Source organism: Tsukamurella spumae (assembly GCF_012396015.1).
GTDB classification, from domain to species: domain Bacteria; phylum Actinomycetota; class Actinomycetes; order Mycobacteriales; family Mycobacteriaceae; genus Tsukamurella; species Tsukamurella spumae.
This window is the reverse complement of sequence record NZ_JAAXOQ010000004.1, coordinates 29,186-45,644: the sequence shown is the minus strand read 5'-3', so window position 1 is coordinate 45,644 and position 16,459 is coordinate 29,186. Positions and strand designations below refer to the sequence as shown.

General features: G+C 71.3%; 16 protein-coding genes. 6 read left to right on the top strand and 10 right to left on the bottom strand.

The features are described from left to right. Positions 1-93: 93 nt before the first annotated feature. Positions 94-708: a DNA-3-methyladenine glycosylase I gene (locus HF999_RS04245; RefSeq protein ID WP_168544668.1), complete on the top strand. Its 615-nt coding sequence runs from the start codon at positions 94-96 to the stop codon at positions 706-708. On the opposite strand, the gene HF999_RS04240 is transcribed toward HF999_RS04245, so the two are convergent. Further along, positions 703-4,188 (bottom strand): proline dehydrogenase family protein, encoded by a 3,486-nt coding sequence (locus tag HF999_RS04240; protein WP_168544667.1) that lies wholly within the window; start codon positions 4,186-4,188, stop codon positions 703-705. The two genes, HF999_RS04245 and HF999_RS04240, sit on opposite strands and share 6 nt — an antisense overlap. A gap of 201 nt (positions 4,189-4,389) precedes the next feature. Between HF999_RS04240 and sigM the strand changes: the two genes are divergently transcribed. The 5 genes from sigM to HF999_RS04215 all read left to right on the top strand — a co-directional run bounded on the left by sigM (position 4,390) and on the right by HF999_RS04215 (position 8,506). Then, positions 4,390-5,040, top strand: a complete 651-nt coding sequence (gene sigM / locus HF999_RS04235; RefSeq protein ID WP_168544666.1) for an RNA polymerase sigma factor SigM — start codon at positions 4,390-4,392, stop codon at positions 5,038-5,040. A 117-nt stretch (positions 5,041-5,157) separates the two neighbouring features. Then, complete coding sequence (locus tag HF999_RS04230; RefSeq protein WP_168544665.1) at positions 5,158-5,787, top strand: RsmA family anti-sigma factor; 630 nt, start codon at positions 5,158-5,160, stop codon at positions 5,785-5,787. 101 nt (positions 5,788-5,888) lie between these two features. Continuing rightward, on the top strand, positions 5,889-6,845 hold the full coding sequence (trxB, locus tag HF999_RS04225) for a thioredoxin-disulfide reductase (protein ID WP_168544664.1): 957 nt from the start codon (positions 5,889-5,891) through the stop codon (positions 6,843-6,845). Positions 6,846-6,884: 39 nt separating this feature from the next. After that, complete coding sequence (trxA, locus tag HF999_RS04220) at positions 6,885-7,208, top strand: thioredoxin (RefSeq protein WP_168544663.1); 324 nt, start codon at positions 6,885-6,887, stop codon at positions 7,206-7,208. 104 nt (positions 7,209-7,312) lie between these two features. Next, entirely contained in the window at positions 7,313-8,506 is a 1,194-nt protein-coding gene (locus tag HF999_RS04215; protein ID WP_168544662.1) for an N-acetylmuramoyl-L-alanine amidase, read from the top strand. A 51-nt stretch (positions 8,507-8,557) separates the two neighbouring features. On the opposite strand, the gene HF999_RS04210 is transcribed toward HF999_RS04215, so the two are convergent. From HF999_RS04210 to rpmH, 9 genes are all read right to left on the bottom strand, one after another. Further along, the gene (locus HF999_RS04210; RefSeq protein WP_246207206.1) at positions 8,558-9,280 is read right to left on the bottom strand and encodes a GNAT family N-acetyltransferase; all 723 of its coding nucleotides are present in this window, start codon (positions 9,278-9,280) and stop codon (positions 8,558-8,560) included. Between the two features lie 5 nt (positions 9,281-9,285). Continuing rightward, a complete protein-coding gene (locus tag HF999_RS04205) occupies positions 9,286-10,320 on the bottom strand; it encodes a ParB/RepB/Spo0J family partition protein (protein ID WP_168544661.1) in 1,035 nt (344 codons plus the stop codon). A gap of 2 nt (positions 10,321-10,322) precedes the next feature. Continuing rightward, the gene (locus HF999_RS04200) at positions 10,323-11,237 is read right to left on the bottom strand and encodes a ParA family protein (RefSeq protein WP_312854010.1); all 915 of its coding nucleotides are present in this window, start codon (positions 11,235-11,237) and stop codon (positions 10,323-10,325) included. A gap of 1,515 nt (positions 11,238-12,752) precedes the next feature. Continuing rightward, on the bottom strand, positions 12,753-13,475 hold the full coding sequence (rsmG, locus tag HF999_RS04195; protein ID WP_376766472.1) for a 16S rRNA (guanine(527)-N(7))-methyltransferase RsmG: 723 nt from the start codon (positions 13,473-13,475) through the stop codon (positions 12,753-12,755). Between the two features lie 128 nt (positions 13,476-13,603). After that, a complete protein-coding gene (locus tag HF999_RS04190) occupies positions 13,604-14,149 on the bottom strand; it encodes a Jag family protein (protein ID WP_168544660.1) in 546 nt (181 codons plus the stop codon). A 54-nt stretch (positions 14,150-14,203) separates the two neighbouring features. Next, positions 14,204-15,340: a membrane protein insertase YidC gene (yidC, locus tag HF999_RS04185; protein WP_168544776.1), complete on the bottom strand. Its 1,137-nt coding sequence runs from the start codon at positions 15,338-15,340 to the stop codon at positions 14,204-14,206. Between the two features lie 143 nt (positions 15,341-15,483). Then, the gene (gene yidD, locus HF999_RS04180) at positions 15,484-15,744 is read right to left on the bottom strand and encodes a membrane protein insertion efficiency factor YidD (RefSeq protein ID WP_168544659.1); all 261 of its coding nucleotides are present in this window, start codon (positions 15,742-15,744) and stop codon (positions 15,484-15,486) included. Further along, a complete protein-coding gene (rnpA, locus tag HF999_RS04175) occupies positions 15,741-16,142 on the bottom strand; it encodes a ribonuclease P protein component (RefSeq protein ID WP_168544658.1) in 402 nt (133 codons plus the stop codon). The genes yidD and rnpA overlap by 4 nt, the downstream gene beginning before the upstream one ends. A gap of 87 nt (positions 16,143-16,229) precedes the next feature. Further along, entirely contained in the window at positions 16,230-16,373 is a 144-nt protein-coding gene (gene rpmH, locus HF999_RS04170; protein ID WP_068526256.1) for a 50S ribosomal protein L34, read from the bottom strand. Positions 16,374-16,459: the final 86 nt, after the last annotated feature.

Below are 16,459 nucleotides of genomic sequence, written 5' to 3'. Positions count from 1 at the left end.
CCTTGGCCGGCGCTTGGCGGGAACTCGTCAGGGGTGTGCTCTACGTTCGACGGTGACGGCGCCCGCCGGGCGCACTCGATCGGGGGGAACGAGATGACGGAATCGACGGACGGCGTTGTGATCGGCGACGACGGATTGGCGCGCCCGGCCTGGGCGGCCGACGGTCTGCTGCGGGAGTACTACGACACGGAATGGGGCATGCCCGTCCGGGACGAGCGCGGACTGTTCGAGCGCATCGCGCTCGAGGGCTTCCAGGCGGGCCTGTCCTGGGCGACGGTGCTGCGCAAGCGCCCGGCGTTCCGGGCCGGCTTCGCGGACTTCGACCCGGACGCGGTGGCGGCGTTCGACGAGACGGACGTCGAGCGGTTGATGGCCGATGCGGGGATCATCCGGAATCGGCAGAAGATCGAGGCCACCATCGGCAACGCGCGGGCCACCGTCGCGCTGCGCGAGGACGGCGGCCTGGTCCCGCTGGTGTGGTCGTTCCGGCCGGAGCGCACACCGGCGCCGCGCACGATAGCCGAGGTCGCCGCCACCTCACCGGAGTCGGTGGCGCTGTCGAAGGAGCTGCGCCGCCGGGGTTTCCGGTTCGTGGGTCCCACCACGATGTACGCCCTGATGCAGGCGGTGGGCATCGTCGACGATCATCTGGTGGGCAGCCACCGGCGCGGCAGCTCCGGCGTCTGGGACGCCGGGCCCGGCCTATAGGCCGGCCGGGCCGCCTGCGATGTGGCCGTAGCGGTGCCTGGTGGTGCTCACCGCCTGCTCGCGGAGCACGCAGAGCATCTCCCGTCGGCCGGAGAGCAGGACCGGCCCGCGCAGCACGCTGTGACCGTGCCGGGCGGCCGCGGCCGCCACCTCGGGCTCGGCCTCGCCGAGCAGTCGGATCCGCACGGGTTCGGCGCGCCCCGCCAGGCCGTCGGCGTAGTCCTGCGCGGTGTGCTCGGGCGCCGCGAAGGGCATGGCGGGCGCGTCGGGGCTGACGGTCACGTCCAGCCTGGTACCGGTGCGGGCGGCGGCCAGCTGGAGCCGCACCAGGTCCCGCGGGCGAGCACCGACCCCCACCCGCACCTCCAGGTGGGGGAGCGGGCGGTAGCGGAACACGTTCGCCTCACTGGTCAGCCCGGTGGGATCGTGCTCCACCCCGAACTCGGCGTCCCAGGCCCGTTCGTCGGACGCGGCGGCGGCGTGCAGCCACTGCTCGTCCGCGGTGGACAGGTCCCCGGCCGCGGTGATCATCCGCTCGCTGAACACGGTGGGCGCCACCTCGGGAAGTCCCGGCGACCCGTCGGGACCCGTCGCCGGCGCGGCGTCGGCCCACCGTCCGAACTGCGCCACGTAGTTGGGGCCACCCGCCTTGGCACCGGGGCCGATGGACGAGCGCTTCCAGCCGCCGAAGGACTGCCGCTGCACGATGGCGCCGGTCATGTGGCGGTTGATGTAGAGGTTCCCGGCCTCCACCTTCTCGCGCCAGTGGTCGATCTCGTCGGGGTCCAGGCTGTGCAGGCCCGCGGTGAGCCCGTAGCCGGTGGAGTTCTGCAACCGCAGGGCATCGTCGAGGGTCGCGGCCCGCATGATGCCCAGGACCGGCCCGAACAGCTCGGTGGTGTGGAACCAGCTGCCCTCGACCACACCGTCGAGCACGCCGGGCGAGTAGAAGCGCCCCGCGTCGTCGAGCCTGCGCGGCTCGACGAGCCAGCTCTCGCCGGGCCCCGGCCGCGTGAGCCCGCGCAGGAGCTTGCCGGTGGCGGGCTCGATCAGCGGGCCGACGGTGGTGCCCAGGTCGTACCCCTCGCCCACCACCAGGGTGCGGACGGCGTCCCGCAACTGTCCCAGCACGCGCTGCGAGCGGCCGGCGCTGCCCACCAGGATGGCCAGCGACGCGGCGGAACACTTCTGGCCCGCGTGCCCGAAGGCGCTGCGCACCAGGTCGTTCACCGCGAGATCGGGGTCGGCCGCGGGGGTGATGATCATGGCGTTCTTGCCGGAGGTCTCGGCGAGCAGGTCCAGGTCCGGTCGCCAGCCACGGAACAGCGCCGCCGTCTCGCTGGCGCCCGTCAGCACCACCGCATCCGCGTCGGGGTGGGTCACCAGGCGGCGTCCGGCGTCCGCCTCGTCGGCGTTCACCAGTTGCACCAGGTCCTCGGGAACGCCGGCGGCGTGGAGCGCGGCGATCGCCGCGGTCGCGCACCCCAGCACCTGCGGGGCCGGTTTGAGGATCACCGCGGCGCCCGCCGCGAGCGCGGCCAGCACGCCGCCCAGGGGGATCGCGACGGGGAAGTTCCACGGCGGTGTCACCACGACGAGACGGTGCGGCGTGAAAACGGCTTCGCCGGCCGTGACGGCATCGAGGTCCAGCGCGCTCTGCGCGTAGTACCGCGCGAAGTCGATCGCCTCGGACAGTTCAGGATCGGCCTCGGAGACGGTTTTGCCCGCCTCGTAGGACATCACGCCCAGCAGATCGCCGCGCCGCCGCGCCAGCTCCTCGGCCACCCGGTGCAGAAGCGCGGCTCGCTCGGCGGCGGGCGAGCGGGACCACCGCCGCTGCGCGGCCAGCGCCCGCTCCACCGCACCGTCGACGTCCGCGGGATCCGTCACCGGCGCGGGCGTTTCGACGCTGACCGGACTCGCGAGGGCCGCGCGGGCCCATGCCCGGTTCCCCGGTGTCGACGGGTCGGTGTCCGGCTCGCCGACGAAGGCGCCGTCGCGGCGCTCCACCGCGTCGTTCCCGCGGTCCTGCACCCGGTTCGGCCCGTTCCGCACCGCATCGCGCCGCGCGACGGCCGCCCGGAAGCGCCGCTCCTCCAGGTCGATCGCGCCGGCGTCGGGGCTGAACATGGAGTACAGGAAGTTGTCGCTGGAGGAGTTCTCCTCGAGGCGGCGCACGAGGTAGGACACGGCGACGTCGAAGTCACCGGAGTGCACCACGGGCGTGTACAGGATGAGTGAGCCCACGTCGGCGCGCACGGCGGCCGCCTCCATCGGCGCCATTCCCTGCAGCATCTCGATGTCCAACTGGCGCTGCACATCCCGTGCAGCGGCGAGTTCCACCGCGTAGGCCACGGAGAACAGGTTCTGCGAGGCGACGCCGATCCGGATCGCGTCGGCGTTCTCGGGACGCAGCGCCGTATCGACCATCCGGAGGTAGTTGGCGTCCACGTCGGCCTTGTCGCCGTAGGTCGCGAGCGGCCAGTCGTGGAGCTCCGCGTCGACGCGCTCCATCGCGAGGTTGGCGCCCTTGACCAGCCGGACCTTGATCGGCGCGCCGCCCATGGCGACGCGGCGGCGGGCGAAGTCGGTGAGCCGCGCGAGGGCGGCCGGGGCATCGGGAAGATAGGCCTGCAGCACGATTCCCGCGGTGAGCGAAAGGAACTCGGGCTCGCCGAGGAGCGCGGTGAACACCTCGAGTGTCAGGTCCAGGTCCTTGTACTCCTCCATGTCCAGGTTCACGAACTTCCCACCGTCGCGGGCGGTGCGGTAGAGCGGCCGCAGCCGCTCGACGATCCGCTCGCGGTTGCCCTCGAGGTCCCATGGGACGAGCTGGGCCACCACGGAGGAGACCTTGATCGAGACGTAGTCGACCGACGGGTCGGCGAGCAGCTCGTGGGTGCGCGAGAGCCGGTCGTCGGCCTCGCCCTGGCCGAGGACCGCCTCGCCGAGCAGGTTCAGGTTGAGCCTGACCCCCACCTCGCGGGCCCGGCGCAGGCGACGCTGCAGCCTCTCGCCGTCGGCGTCGAACACCAAGTGCCCCACCAGCTGACGCAGCCGCAGCCGCGCAACAGGCATCGCGACCGACGGCGCGATCCCGGCGGCGATGGTGCCCACCCGGAGCATCGCCGCGTCGAGCGGGCTCATGAACGTCGACCCGGGGGCGCCGCCGCCGGCGGGGGAGACGAGTCGGCGCAGCGCCTTCGCCGCGACCCGGTCGTCCTCCGGGCGCGCGACCCGGTCGACGAAGCCCATCGTGAACTCGACGCCGCTCGGATCATGCAGCAGCGCAGCGAGGCTCGCGGTCGCGGCCGCCTCGCGCCGGCCCACCTCCGCGGGGCGTTCGCCGCGGCTCGCGCGCAGCCAGCGCTGTGCACGGGCGACGGTGGCGTCGACGAGGTGATCCGGAGCAGCCGCGGAAGGGGTGTCGTGGACGGGCGTGGACGCGTCGTCGGACGGAAAACGGGACGGTTCGACCATGAGAGGCCTCCTGATAGCTCGCGCGTGAATGGAGAATCCACAGCGACGGGTGCGCCACCTGGCCTACCGACGACTCTAACGCCGCTCACGTCGAATCGCCGAACACATGTGAAATCCCGAATCTCGATAGCCGCTCGGTGTCGATAATTGAATAGCAGAGAAATGTCTCGGATCGGTCTCGGCACGCCCTAACATCCCTGCATGACCGAGCGGGGGAACACCATCTCGCGGTCGTCCGGGTCGGGGGGCCCGGCGACCGACGGCACCGGCGCGGAGCCGCACCCATCCACTGCCGCACCGTCATCCACGCACGTGGACGCCCCGGACGACGTGTCGGACGAGCGACTGCTGCGCGCCGCCTCGCGCGGCGATCACGAGGCCTTCGCTCGGCTGTTCCGGCGCCACCGCCAACAACTCATGGCCACGGCCCTGCGCACCATCCGGGACCACGCCGACGCCGAGGACTGCCTGCAGGACGCGATGCTCCGCGCGTATCAGCTGTCCCCGGGCTTCCGCGGCGACTGCCGGGTCGCCAGTTGGCTGCACCGCATCGTCATCAACGCGTGCCTGGACCGAGCGCGCCGCAACCAGGTCCGGACGACCCTGCCCATGCCCGACGATCCGAGCGGCCTCGCCTCGGACGAGGGCCGCACCGCCGCGGATCTCGAGCGAAGACTCTCCGTGGACACCGCGCTGCGCATGCTGCCGGACGACCAGCGCGCGGCGGTGATCGCCGTGGACATGCACGGGCTCTCCGTCTCCCAGGCGGCGGAGCTGCTGGGCGTCGCTCCCGGTACCGTCAAGAGCCGCCGTGCGCGCGCCCGGGCCCGGCTCGAGCGCCTCCTGCGTTGACCTGCTGAGCCCCGCGCCGGGCCGGAGGCCTCTCGCACCGGCACCGCACAATCCGTACTGAGATCGGTGGGAACCGATCGGCACGCTGGTGCGTCCAATTGATGAGAGGAGGTTACGATGGGGCACGCAGCATCGCGGGCGCACCGCGGCCAGGACGACGAGGGCGAGAAGGCCCCGCGGCTCAGCCGTGCCCAGGAGGCGCGGGTGGACGCGGCGCTCGCCGAGTACAGCGATCGGACCTTCGCACAGTGGGTGGGCCCGGACGGCCCGGCGGACGTCTCACCTCTGGCCGTGCATCGGATCGAGGCCGCGCTGCGCGCGGCCCCGGCCCCCACGCTGCCCCGTCGGCGCCTGCGGTACGGCCTCGCCGCGACTGCCGCGGCGGTGGGTGTGCTGGCCGGCGCCGTCGCCCTGAGCACGGTGGAAGAACCGAGCACGATGCCGGAGCCCGCGGTGCTCCTCGCCGCGGCATCGCCGGGGGGAGACAGGGGGCCCTTCGCCGACGGTGCCGCCCTCGCCCGGTGCCTCGACGCCGCAGCGGTCGCGCCGGGCGGACGCACGCTCCTCGGCGCCGGGAGGATGGATCTGCGCGGCGAGCCCGCCACCGTCCTACTGCTCCCGGGCGGCCGCCTCGGTGACCTGCGCGTCCTGGCGGTCACACCGTCGTGCGCACAGGGCGACGCATCGGCCGTCCTGGTGAACCGCGTGCTGCCCGCCGGCACGGCCGGGCGGACGGGTACGCCGTAACCTGGGGGACGGCGGTGCGGGAACATCTCCGGGCCCGGCGCCGTTGGCAACAGATGTCGGCTCGGGTGATCCGGGCGCTTTCTTCGAGGTTGGGTAGGTAGATGACTGCAGCAGGCACCGATATCGCGGACGTGATCATCATCGGATCGGGTCCGGCCGGATACACGGCAGGCGTCTACGCCGGTCGCGCCGAGCTGAACACCATCCTGTTCGAGGGCACCAATTTCGGCGGCGCCCTGATGACCACCACCGAGGTGGAGAACTACCCCGGCTTCCAGAACGGCATCATGGGCCCCGCGCTCATGGACGAGATGCGCGAGCAGGCCATCCGGTTCGGCGCGGACCTGCGCATGGAGGACGTGGAGTCCGCTCAGCTCGACGGCGAGATCAAGGAGGTCGTCACCTCCGAGGGCACCTACCGCGCCCGCTCCGTGATCCTGGCGATGGGTGCCGCGGCACGCTACCTCGGCATCCCCGGCGAGGAGACCCTGCTGGGCCGCGGCGTCAGCGCCTGCGCCACGTGCGACGGCTTCTTCTTCCGCGAGCAGGACATCGCCGTGGTCGGCGGCGGCGACTCGGCGATGGAGGAGGCCATCTTCCTCACCAAGTTCGCCAAGTCGGTCACGCTGATCCACCGCAGCGAGAGCTTCCGCGCGTCGAAGATCATGCTCGACCGGGCCAAGGCCAACGAGAAGATCCGCTTCCTGACCGACACCAAAGTCAACGCGGTGCAGGGCGAGAAGTCGGTCGAGTCGCTGCTCGTCGAGAACACCGTGACCGGCGCGGTCGCCACGCTCGAGGTCACCGGCCTGTTCGTGGCCATCGGTCACGATCCGCGGTCCGAGCTGGTGGCGGGCCAGGTCACCGTCGACGACGAGGGTTACGTGCAGGTCGAGGGCCGCAGCACGGCCACCGGCGTGCCCGGCGTGTTCGCGGCCGGCGATCTGGTCGACCACACCTACCGCCAGGCCATCACGGCGGCCGGCAGCGGCTGTTCCGCGGCGATCGACGCCGAGCGCTGGCTCGCCCACCACCGCGAAGCCGCGGTCGCGCAGTAGTCACCGACCCACACCCCACCCCTTCCTCCAGGAGAAACCATGGCCGAGATCGTCACCGTCACCGACGACACCTTCCAGCAGCAGGTGCTCGACTCCGACAAGCCCGTCCTCGTCGACTTCTGGGCCACCTGGTGCGGGCCGTGCCGGGTCGTCGCACCGGTGCTGGAGCAGCTCGCCGCGGAGCACGGCGACAAGGTCACCTTCGCCAAGATCGACGTCGACCAGAACCCGGGCGCACCGCGCGACTACCAGGTGCTGAGCATCCCCACGTTGCTCCTGTTCCAGAACGGTGAGCCCACCGGCAAGCTGGTCGGCGCCAAGAGCAAGTCGGCGATCCTCAAGGAGCTCGACGGGCTGGTGTGACGCGCCGCCGTCCGGTTGGGTGGACGGGCGTCGAGGCCGTATCGTGTACTCGATTTCCCGCCCTGTTGGCCACCCGCCCGCAGGAAGCTACCGAAGGGTCCTCCATGCCACGCATCAGCCTCGGTGATCACGGTGGTGCCGTGGCCGAGATCCGCGGCATCCTCGCCGATCAGGGTTTCCTGCGGAATCACGTGGCACCCACCGAGCTCGTGGTCGGCGGGTGGACGGTGCCCGAGGCCGTCTTCGACCGCCGGCTGGACCGCGCCACGCGGGCCTTCCAGCAGCAGCGCGGCCTCCTGGTCGACGGTGTCGTCGGCCCCGCCACCTACCGCGCGCTGCGCGAGTCCACCTATCGGCTCGGCGCCCGCACGCTGAGCTACATCGCGTCCGCGCCGCCGTCGGGCGACGATGTCGCGGCCCTGCAGGCCCGACTGCAGAACCTGGGCTTCTACGCGGGCATGATCGACGGCCTGTTCGGTCCCCAGACCCATCTGGGCCTGTCGGCGTACCAGCGCGAGTTCGGCCTGGTCTCCGACGGCATCTGCGGGCCGGCCACGCTGCGCTCGCTGACCTTCCTCGGCTCCCGGGTGACGGGCGGTTCGCCGCACGCCATCAAGGAGGAGGAGCACGTGCGCAGCTCCGGGCCCCGCCTGTCGGGCAAGCGGATCGTCATCGATCCGGGCCTGGGCGGGCCGGACCGCGGCCTCGCGGTGATCGGCCCCGACGGGCGTCCGGTGACCGAGGAGGAGATGCTCTGGGATCTCGCCTCCCGGTTGGAGGGCCGCATGGCCGCCGCCGGCATGGAGACCTACCTGTCGCGGCCGCGCGGCATGGACGCCGACGACAGCACCCGTGCTTACACGGCCAACACCTTCGACGCCGACATGATGATCGCGCTGCGTACGGCGCACTACCGCAACGACCGTGCGCACGGCGTGGCGTCGTTCCACTTCGGCAACACGCACGGCGCGAGCTCGAACATCGGCCGCAACCTGGCGGGATTCATCCAGCGCGAGATCGTCGCCCGTACCCCGCTCAGCGACTGCCACTACCACGGTCGCACCTGGGACATCGTCCGCCTGACCAGGATGCCCACGGTCCAGATCGACATCGGCTACACCACCAACGCGGGCGACGCGGCGGTCCTCGCCTCCCCGCAGATGCGCGACACCATCGCCGAGGCGATCCTGGTCGCGGTGAAGCGCCTGTACCTGCTGGGGGAGAACGACCGGCCGACCGGCACCTACACCTTCGCGGAGCTGCTCGAGCTCGAGGAGAGCGCCGAGCACCGGGCCTGACGGTCCGGCCCGCGATACCGCGGATACGGGGCTGAAGCGGCCCGTACGGGACTACGGAGCTTCCGACCTCCCCACGGGTGCCGCGGTCTCCCCGGTGCCCTCCAGCGCGGTCCTGAGCGCCGCCTCGGCGGCACCGGCGGCCAGCAGCTGCTCCAGGGCGTGCTCGACGCCCGCCTTCCACCCCAGACCCTCGGAGAGCTCCAGCCGCAACCGCGGGAAGCGGTGGTGCGGCGCGACCGTCTCGAAGCCCATGCCCTCGAGGAAGTCGGCGTCGCTCAGCGGCACCTGCTTGCACCCGCACGGTCCGCAATCAAGTTGTGCCACAACATCTTCGGTGCGCATGCCAACCGGGGTCAGCAGCGCGAAGGCCTCCACGGCGCGTACGCCGCGCCGCACCAGGTCGGTGCAGACGGCCGTGACCAGCTCCTCCTGGACCCGGACCTCGACGCCGGGCTCCGCGCCCACCCAGGTGAGCAGGACGGCGTCGGGGCTCACGGGCGCGGTGGGGAAGTGGGACGCGCGGGGCACACTGCTGGGCGGCGCGTAGAAGGCCACGCCCACCACCCGCGTGGAGCCGTCCACGGCGTGGTCGATCGCGACCTGCCCGCACGAGCCCCACTCGAGCATGAGCATCGACAGCCACGCCTCCTTGTCGAACTCGGTGTCCGTGAGAGTCGCACTGTCGGGCGCGACCTCCCAGTAGACGCACCGTCGGACGTGGCGCGGCAGGTCGTCGAATCCGCCCAGGGTCAGCGGCACGATCGTCAGGGCCATGGCGGCTACCCCTGGGCGAGCAGGGCGACGATGCGCTCGAGGTCGTCGGCGGAGCCCACCTCGACCACGATCTTGCCCTTGCGCTTGCCCATCGAGACGGTGACTTTGGTGTCGAGGCGGTCGGCGATCCGGTCGGCCAGGTCCCGCAGTCCGGTATCCACCGGCTGCCGCCGCTGCGGGGCGGCGGCGACGGTGCCGTCCCCACGGTTCGCCAGCGTCACGGCCTCCTCCGTCGCGCGTACCGACATTCCCTCGGCGACGATCCGGGCGGCCAGGACCTCCTGCGCCTCGGATCCGGCGTCCAGGGACAGCAGCGCCCGCGCGTGCCCCGCGGACAACACGCCCGCCGCGACCCGGCGCTGTACCGCGACGGGCAGCCGCAGGAGCCGGATGGTGTTGGTCACGACCGGTCGCGAGCGCCCCAGGCGGGAGGCGAGTTCGTCGTGGGTGACGCCGAACTCCTCGAGCAGCTGTGCGTACGCCGCGGCCTCTTCGAGGGGGTTCAGCTGAACGCGGTGAATATTCTCCAGGAGGGCGTCGCGGAGCATGTCCCCGTCGGCCGTCTCGCGGACGATCGCCGGGATCGCGGTGAGGCCGGCCTCCTGGCTCGCTCGCCAGCGCCGCTCGCCCATGACGAGCTCGTAGCGGATGTCGCCGCGCGGCGTGGGCAGTGGGCGCACCACGATCGGCTGCATGAGCCCGAACTCGCGGATCGAGTGGACGAGCTCGGCGAGGGCCTCCTCGTCGAAGACGGACCGCGGCTGCTGCGGGTTCGGCTGGATCGAGGTGGGCGCCAGCTCCCGGTAGACCGCGCCCGCCTCCGCGAGGTCCGACGGTGCCGGCTCCGCCGCGGTCCGAGGCGCGCTCTCGCGGGCCGAGCCGCGCGGCCGCTCCGCCGGCGTCTTCGCCGACGGGGCGACGGGCCGGCCCCCGATGATGACGTCCGCCGCGGCGTTGCCGAGGCGTGGACCCTCGTCGGGCCCCGTGGGGATGAGCGCGGCGAGCCCGCGGCCGAGACCGCCCTTCTTCTGGCCGGCCACGATCACACCACCTGCTCGGCGCCGCGGAAGGCGAGCTCGCGGCCGGCGTCGAGGTAGCTCATCGCGCCCCGCGAACCCGGGTCGTAGTCGAGCACCGTCGTTCCGAAGCCCGGCGCCTCGGAGACCTTGACGCTGCGCGGGATCATCGCGCCCAGGACGCGGTCGCCGAAGTGGTTGCGCACCTCCGCCGCGACCTGGTCCGCGAGCTTGGTCCGGGCGTCGTACATCGTGAGGAGCACCGTGGACACGTGGAGGTCCGGGTTGAGGTGCGCCTGCACCAGCTCGATGTTGCGCAGCAGCTGCCCGACCCCCTCGAGCGCGTAGTACTCGCACTGGATCGGGATGAGCACCTCGCGGCCCGCGACGAGCGCGTTGACCGTGAGCAGTCCCAGCGACGGCGGGCAGTCGATGAAGATGTAGTCGATGTCGGCGGCGGCCGGACTGTTGAGCGCGTTCTTGAGCCGCGTCTCGCGGGCGACCATGCTGACGAGTTCAATCTCCGCGCCGGCGAGGTCGATCGTCGCGGGCACGCAGAACAGGTTGGGGGAGTGCGGGCTCTGCGCCATCGCCTCCTCCAGCGTGGTCTCTCCGAGGAGGAGCTCGTACGTCGACGGGACCCCCGACCGGTGGTCGACGCCGAGTGCCGTACTCGCGTTCCCCTGCGGGTCGAGGTCGACGACGAGCACCTTGAGGCCCTGGAGCGCGAGTGCCGCCGCGAGGTTCACCGCGGTCGTCGTCTTGCCGACGCCGCCCTTCTGGTTGGCGATCGTCAGGACGCGTCGTGCGCGGGGCTTGGGCAACGTGCCCGCGGCCCCCGGCGTCAGGACCTGACTGGCGCGCTGCGCGGCGGCGGCGATGGGGGTGTCGTCTTCAGTGGTTCCACGTGAAACGTTGAAGCCGGATTCGTGATCAGTCACGTACTCTCCTCAGCTGTTGCCCCCATCCTAGTTTCTCCCTCCGACGGCGTCAGCCGGGCGTCCGACTCCTTCCCGCAATCTGCCGCCGCAGCGCCCGTGCGCCACCGGTGGACGCGCATGCGCCGGAGTCCCGAAGCCCGACGGTTCCCCCTCGCCTCAGAGCGCCCCCGCCGTCCGGACGCGCCGCCCGTCCGGACGCGCCGCAGGCGGTGCGACGGTGCGCTCTCCCTCCCTCCGGCTCGCTCCGCGGATCCTGCGCCGCGCCGCCGTGCCCGGCGGGTGCGCCCAGCGCGCGGTACGTCCGGCCCCGTCGAACCGCTGTCGCCGGGCCCAACGCCGTCTGCCCGGGCCACGGAGCGAACGCATCGCGCCGGTCAACAGTTCTCCACCGGGTCGCGCGTTGCGGCGGCTGCCGTCGGGCCGGCGCGTCGTCGACAGCTGAGCCAGCACGGCCACTATTCGCGCACGGGAAACAGGTTCGATCCAACGCCTCGGGCGTGGATGCGATCGAGCACCGCGCGATGTTTCCCGTGAAACAACACAGCCGTGGCACACGGACCCCGTCGGGTCATACCACGGCTAGCGGCGCCCTCGTCGACGACGGACGTTACCGCCGTCGTCGATGCGCCTTGCCGGGTCAGGTCCGAACCCCAGATGCTGGCGTCCGACCACCCCAGACCGATCCGCGGTCGTCGCAGCATCGCAGCACTCCCCACTCCGGCCGATTCGCTCGCTGCGCCCGGCGCGGCTCCGGACACGTCGCGCTGAGTCCTACCGCGCGTCGGGCCCGGCACGCACGCCACAGGACCGTGCCTTCGCGAGCGCAGGACGACAAGATCCTCCTCCGAGGCCCCGCATCCGCGCGACGCGCGGAGCTGTAGGCCGGTCCGCCGGTACCGCAGCTCCGACGGATCAGCATCGACTGCTGCTATCCGCCCGACCGCCTGCCTCCCCGAAAGCGATGCCGCCATCGTCTCTCGTCTCACGTACATGCCGTCCCGGTGCCCCGCGTGAGTTTCACGTGAAACCTGACCCGGCGCCTCTGCCCTGCGGACGCAACGGGACGCCGTCCGGATCACCTTCGGGCGCGGGCGCCCGCCGAACGGTCGTCGCGCCCAGTCCGAGGCCCGCGAACGGCAGACCCTGGCGCAGCGCGCACTCGACACCGCGACGCGCTCCGCTCGTGCATCGGTCGATAGGTCGGCGACCGACGGCGGGCCCGTCGCCGCGCACCGACGGCCACTCGTCCCGGGCGCCAGCCGTTCCATCGCCCCCGCCGACCCGGCGCGACGACATCCCTCCCCGCCCTGGGCGCGGTCCTCGGAGTCACGGTCGGCACGCCGATCCGATCCGATTCGGGCCTCGCAATCGAGCCCAAACTAGTACGTACGTACCTGATCTTCGGTCCGAAGAAGCCTCGGGCTGACCGTCGGTGCAACCGAACCGTCACGTGTCGAAACATCCCGTGGGTAGTCGGCTACCAGGATTCCGGGTCGGAAATGCCCGAATTACGGTCTACCGTCGCGAGCGGCCGGCCTTCTTCGACGCGGGCGCACGACGAACGGCGCGCACCACCGTCGTCGCGGGGTCGACGATCCCGACGCCGCACAGGACGACCTCGGGATCGCGGAGACCCGCTTTGTGGAGGATCGCGCCGTGCTCCTGGATCTCCTCCGCGGCGCGCGAGCCCTTGAGGGCGAGCAGCCGACCGCCGTCCCGGAGCAGGGGAGCGGACCACGGTGCCAACTTGGGGAACCCCGACACCGCGCGGGAGGTGACGGCATCGGCACCGCCGACCGCCTCGATCACTGAACGCTCCTCGGCCCGCCCGCGCACCACCCGGACATTGGGGAGCCGCGGACCGCAGAACTCCTCGAGGAAGACTGCGCGACGAAGCAGCGGCTCGACGAGGACCACCTCGACATCCGGGCGCGCGATCGCGACCGGCACGCCGGGCAGGCCGGCGCCGCTCCCGATGTCCACGAGAGTCTCGCCCGACTCGATCAGCTCGCCGAGCACGGCACAGTTCAACACGTGCCGCTCCCAGAGCCGAGGCACCTCGCGGGGACCGATCAGGCCGCGCACCACCCCGTCCGTCGCGAGCACGCGCGCGTACTCCTCCGCGAGCGCGAGCCGCTCGCCGAACACCTGACCCGCGATCGGGGGAGTCGGGGGCAATGTCTCCGGGGTCGTGTCACCGTCGACGGAACTCTCCGTCACCTCGTCGCGCCGTTCCACGTGAAACCACTCCTGTCACACACCACTCGTCGGGGCACCGCGGGTGTCACCGCCCGGACCGGCCTCGCTGAAACGACGATGGGCCCCAAGCGCACGGCCCGGGACCCATCGTTCACCTATCTCGCAGTCTATGCGGTGGGGAGCACCACGACGCGGCGGTTGGGCTCCGCGCCCTCGCTCTCGGACCGCACACCGTCGACCTTGGCGACGGCGTCGTGAACGATCTTGCGCTCGAACGGCGTCATCGGCTTCAGCGACTCCTTCTCGCCCGACTCGACGACGCGCTGCGCGATCTCGGCGCCGAGGCTCGAGAGGCGGGTCCGGCGACCGGCGCGCCAGCCGGCCACGTCGAGCATGAGGCGGCTGCGGTCGCCGGTGGACTGCTGCACGGCGAGGCGCGTCAGCTCCTGCAGCGCGTCCAGCACCTCTCCGCGCTGGCCGACGAGCTTCGCCAGATCCTCGCCGCCGTCGATCGCGACGATCGCCCGGCCGCCCTCGACGTCCAGATCGATGTCGCCGTCGAAATCAAGGATGTCGAGCAGGGACTCGAGGTAGTCGGCGGCGATCTCGCCCTCCTCGACCAGATCGTCGTCCTCCTCCGCAGCAGCGCTCTCGGCGGCAGCCGGGGCGGTGTCGGTGGTCTGCTCCTCCTCGACGGTCACGTCGTCAGCCATGGGGTACTCCTTGGGAATCATTCAATAGGGGGTTTCGGGGCACGGACGGCGCCGTCAGCGCTTGCGCTTCTTGCGATTGTTCGTGCGCTGCTGCTGGTTGCGCTGCTGCTGCCGCGCGTTCGCGGAAGGGTGCTGGGCCTTGGGCTTCGCGCCCGCTGCGGGCTTCGCTCCGGGGGCCGGGGTCGACGGTGCCGCGCTCTCGTCCGCATCGTCGTCGGCGACCTCGGCATCCGTGGCGTCGGCGTCGGTGGACTTGGTGAGGGCGACGGCGCCGCGCTTGGGCTTCGCGCCCGGTTTCGGGGCGTTCTCGGCGCGCTTCTCCTGGGCCAGACGCTTCTTCTCCTCGTCCTCCTTATCGAGGCGGCCGAACACGATGTGCTGCTGGAAGTAGGTCCAGATGTTCTGGGTGACCCAGTACATGAGGATCGCGACGGGCAGGAAGAAGCCACCGACGAGCACGCCCAGCGGGAAGATCCACAGCATGAGACGGTTCATGATGGCCGTCTGCGGGTTCTCCAGGGACGCGACGGGCTGCCGCGAGATCGAGGCACGCGCGTTGAAGTGCGTGGCCAGCGCGGCGACGATCATGAGCGGCAGCGCGAAGGCCAGGATGTTCCACTTGGTGAAACCGAAGTCCATGCCCTCGTGGTACGGCACGGGCGGGTTGAGGAACGCCACCCACTCCTTCGGGTTCTGCTGCACGTAGGACGACAGCGGCACACCGAACAGGCGAGCGTCGAGGAAGCTCGAGACGTCGTGCGCGGAGAAGAAGTAGTTGGCCGTGTTCCGCGTCTCCTCGGCCGTCATCTTCGGGCCGCTGAGGAAGGACGTGGGGCTTCCGCCCTCGTGCATCCGGTTGAACGAGCGGAGGACGTGGAACAGGCCGATGAACACCGGCACCTGGAGCAGCGCGGGCAGGCAGCCGAGGAGCGGGTTGAAGCCGTGCTCCTTCTGCAGCTTCTGCATCTCCAGGGCCAGCTTCTGCCGGTCCTTGCCGTACTTCTTCCGCAGGGCCTGCATCTGCGGTTGGAACTCCTGCATCTGCCTGGTCGTCTTGATCTGCCGGACGAAGGGCTTGTACAGGATCGCGCGCAGCGTGAGCACGAGGAAGACCACCGACAGGGCCCACGTGATACCGCTGTCCGGGCCGAGACCGGGCACGAAGGAGAACACCTTGTGCCAGACCCACATGATCCCCGAAACCGGGTAGTACACGTAGTCCAGCGAGACTGGATTGAAAGCCACGGTTCTCTGACTCCTAGCTGTTCTTTGCGGAAGAGGTTCTCGGGCGCGGTGATCCGCGCGGACGGCGCCGGGCGCCTGCGGGGGAGCGGCTACTCCGGGACGGGGTCCCAACCGCCGCGGTGCCACGGCCCGCACTTGAGCAGCCGAATGGTACTGAGGTACAGGCCCTTCACAGCGCCGTGCGCCGAAAGCGCCTCCACCGCATACTCGCTGCAGGTGGGAACGAACCGACAGGTCGGGGGGCGGACGGGGGAGATCCAGGTCCGGTACAGCTGAACCAGAGAGATCAGGGCTCGACGGGGCGCAGTGCGCAGCCGGGTGCCGACGGGGGTCGAGTCTGCGCCGCTCACAACGCACCCAGCTTCGTCAGGCCCGACCGCAGTTGCGCCGCCAGCTCATTGGCGTCGTCATCCACCGACGCGCGCAGCGCCCGGACCACCACCAGGGCACCGTCGTCCAAGTCGGCGGTGACGGAAGCCGCAGCGGCGCGCAGCTTCCGGGCCACCGCATGCCTGGTCACCGAGTCACCCACGGCCTTCGACACGACCAACCCCACCCGCGGGGCCGGCACCACGAGGTCGTCTGCGAGCACGACGATGCCCGGCCCCCCCTCGGAAGCGGGGACCGGGCTCCGGTTCGTCGTATTCGCCACGTGCACCACGATCGATCGGCGACCGGCACGCCTGCCACCCTTGACCGCCGCGGCGAAATCGCGCGACGAGCTCATCCGATGGCGGGCTGGTAACACGTGTCGGTCTGCCTTCTCTTCTCACCTCTGCACGAACGCCACCGCACCCGGTGACCCGGACGCGGTGGCGCTACGCGAAAGTCGAAATCAGGCCGTCAGCTTCGCGCGGCCCTTGGTCCGACGCGCAGAGACGATGGCGCGCCCGGCACGGGTACGCATACGAAGACGGAAGCCGTGCACCCGCGCGCGGCGACGGTTGTTCGGCTGGAACGTCCGCTTGCCCTTGGCCACGGTGACACTCCTTGCATAAGTAGACGGCGCTCGTGCGCCGTCTGTGGTGGACGGAAACTCTTCGGCGGCACATGAAGCTCGACCTG

What these genes read in the sequence shown, in the direction of transcription:
- HF999_RS04245 (WP_168544668.1), top strand. Translation starts at nt 94, where the DNA reads ATGACGGAATCGACGGACGGCGTTGTGATCGGCGACGACGGATTGGCG.
- HF999_RS04240 (WP_168544667.1), bottom strand. Translation starts at nt 4,188, where the DNA reads ATGGTCGAACCGTCCCGTTTTCCGTCCGACGACGCGTCCACGCCCGTC.
- sigM (WP_168544666.1), top strand. Translation starts at nt 4,390, where the DNA reads ATGACCGAGCGGGGGAACACCATCTCGCGGTCGTCCGGGTCGGGGGGC.
- HF999_RS04230 (WP_168544665.1), top strand. Translation starts at nt 5,158, where the DNA reads ATGGGGCACGCAGCATCGCGGGCGCACCGCGGCCAGGACGACGAGGGC.
- trxB (WP_168544664.1), top strand. Translation starts at nt 5,889, where the DNA reads ATGACTGCAGCAGGCACCGATATCGCGGACGTGATCATCATCGGATCG.
- trxA (WP_168544663.1), top strand. Translation starts at nt 6,885, where the DNA reads ATGGCCGAGATCGTCACCGTCACCGACGACACCTTCCAGCAGCAGGTG.
- HF999_RS04215 (WP_168544662.1), top strand. Translation starts at nt 7,313, where the DNA reads ATGCCACGCATCAGCCTCGGTGATCACGGTGGTGCCGTGGCCGAGATC.
- HF999_RS04210 (WP_246207206.1), bottom strand. Translation starts at nt 9,280, where the DNA reads ATGGCCCTGACGATCGTGCCGCTGACCCTGGGCGGATTCGACGACCTG.
- HF999_RS04190 (WP_168544660.1), bottom strand. Translation starts at nt 14,149, where the DNA reads ATGGCTGACGACGTGACCGTCGAGGAGGAGCAGACCACCGACACCGCC.
- yidC (WP_168544776.1), bottom strand. Translation starts at nt 15,340, where the DNA reads ATGTGGGTCTGGCACAAGGTGTTCTCCTTCGTGCCCGGTCTCGGCCCG.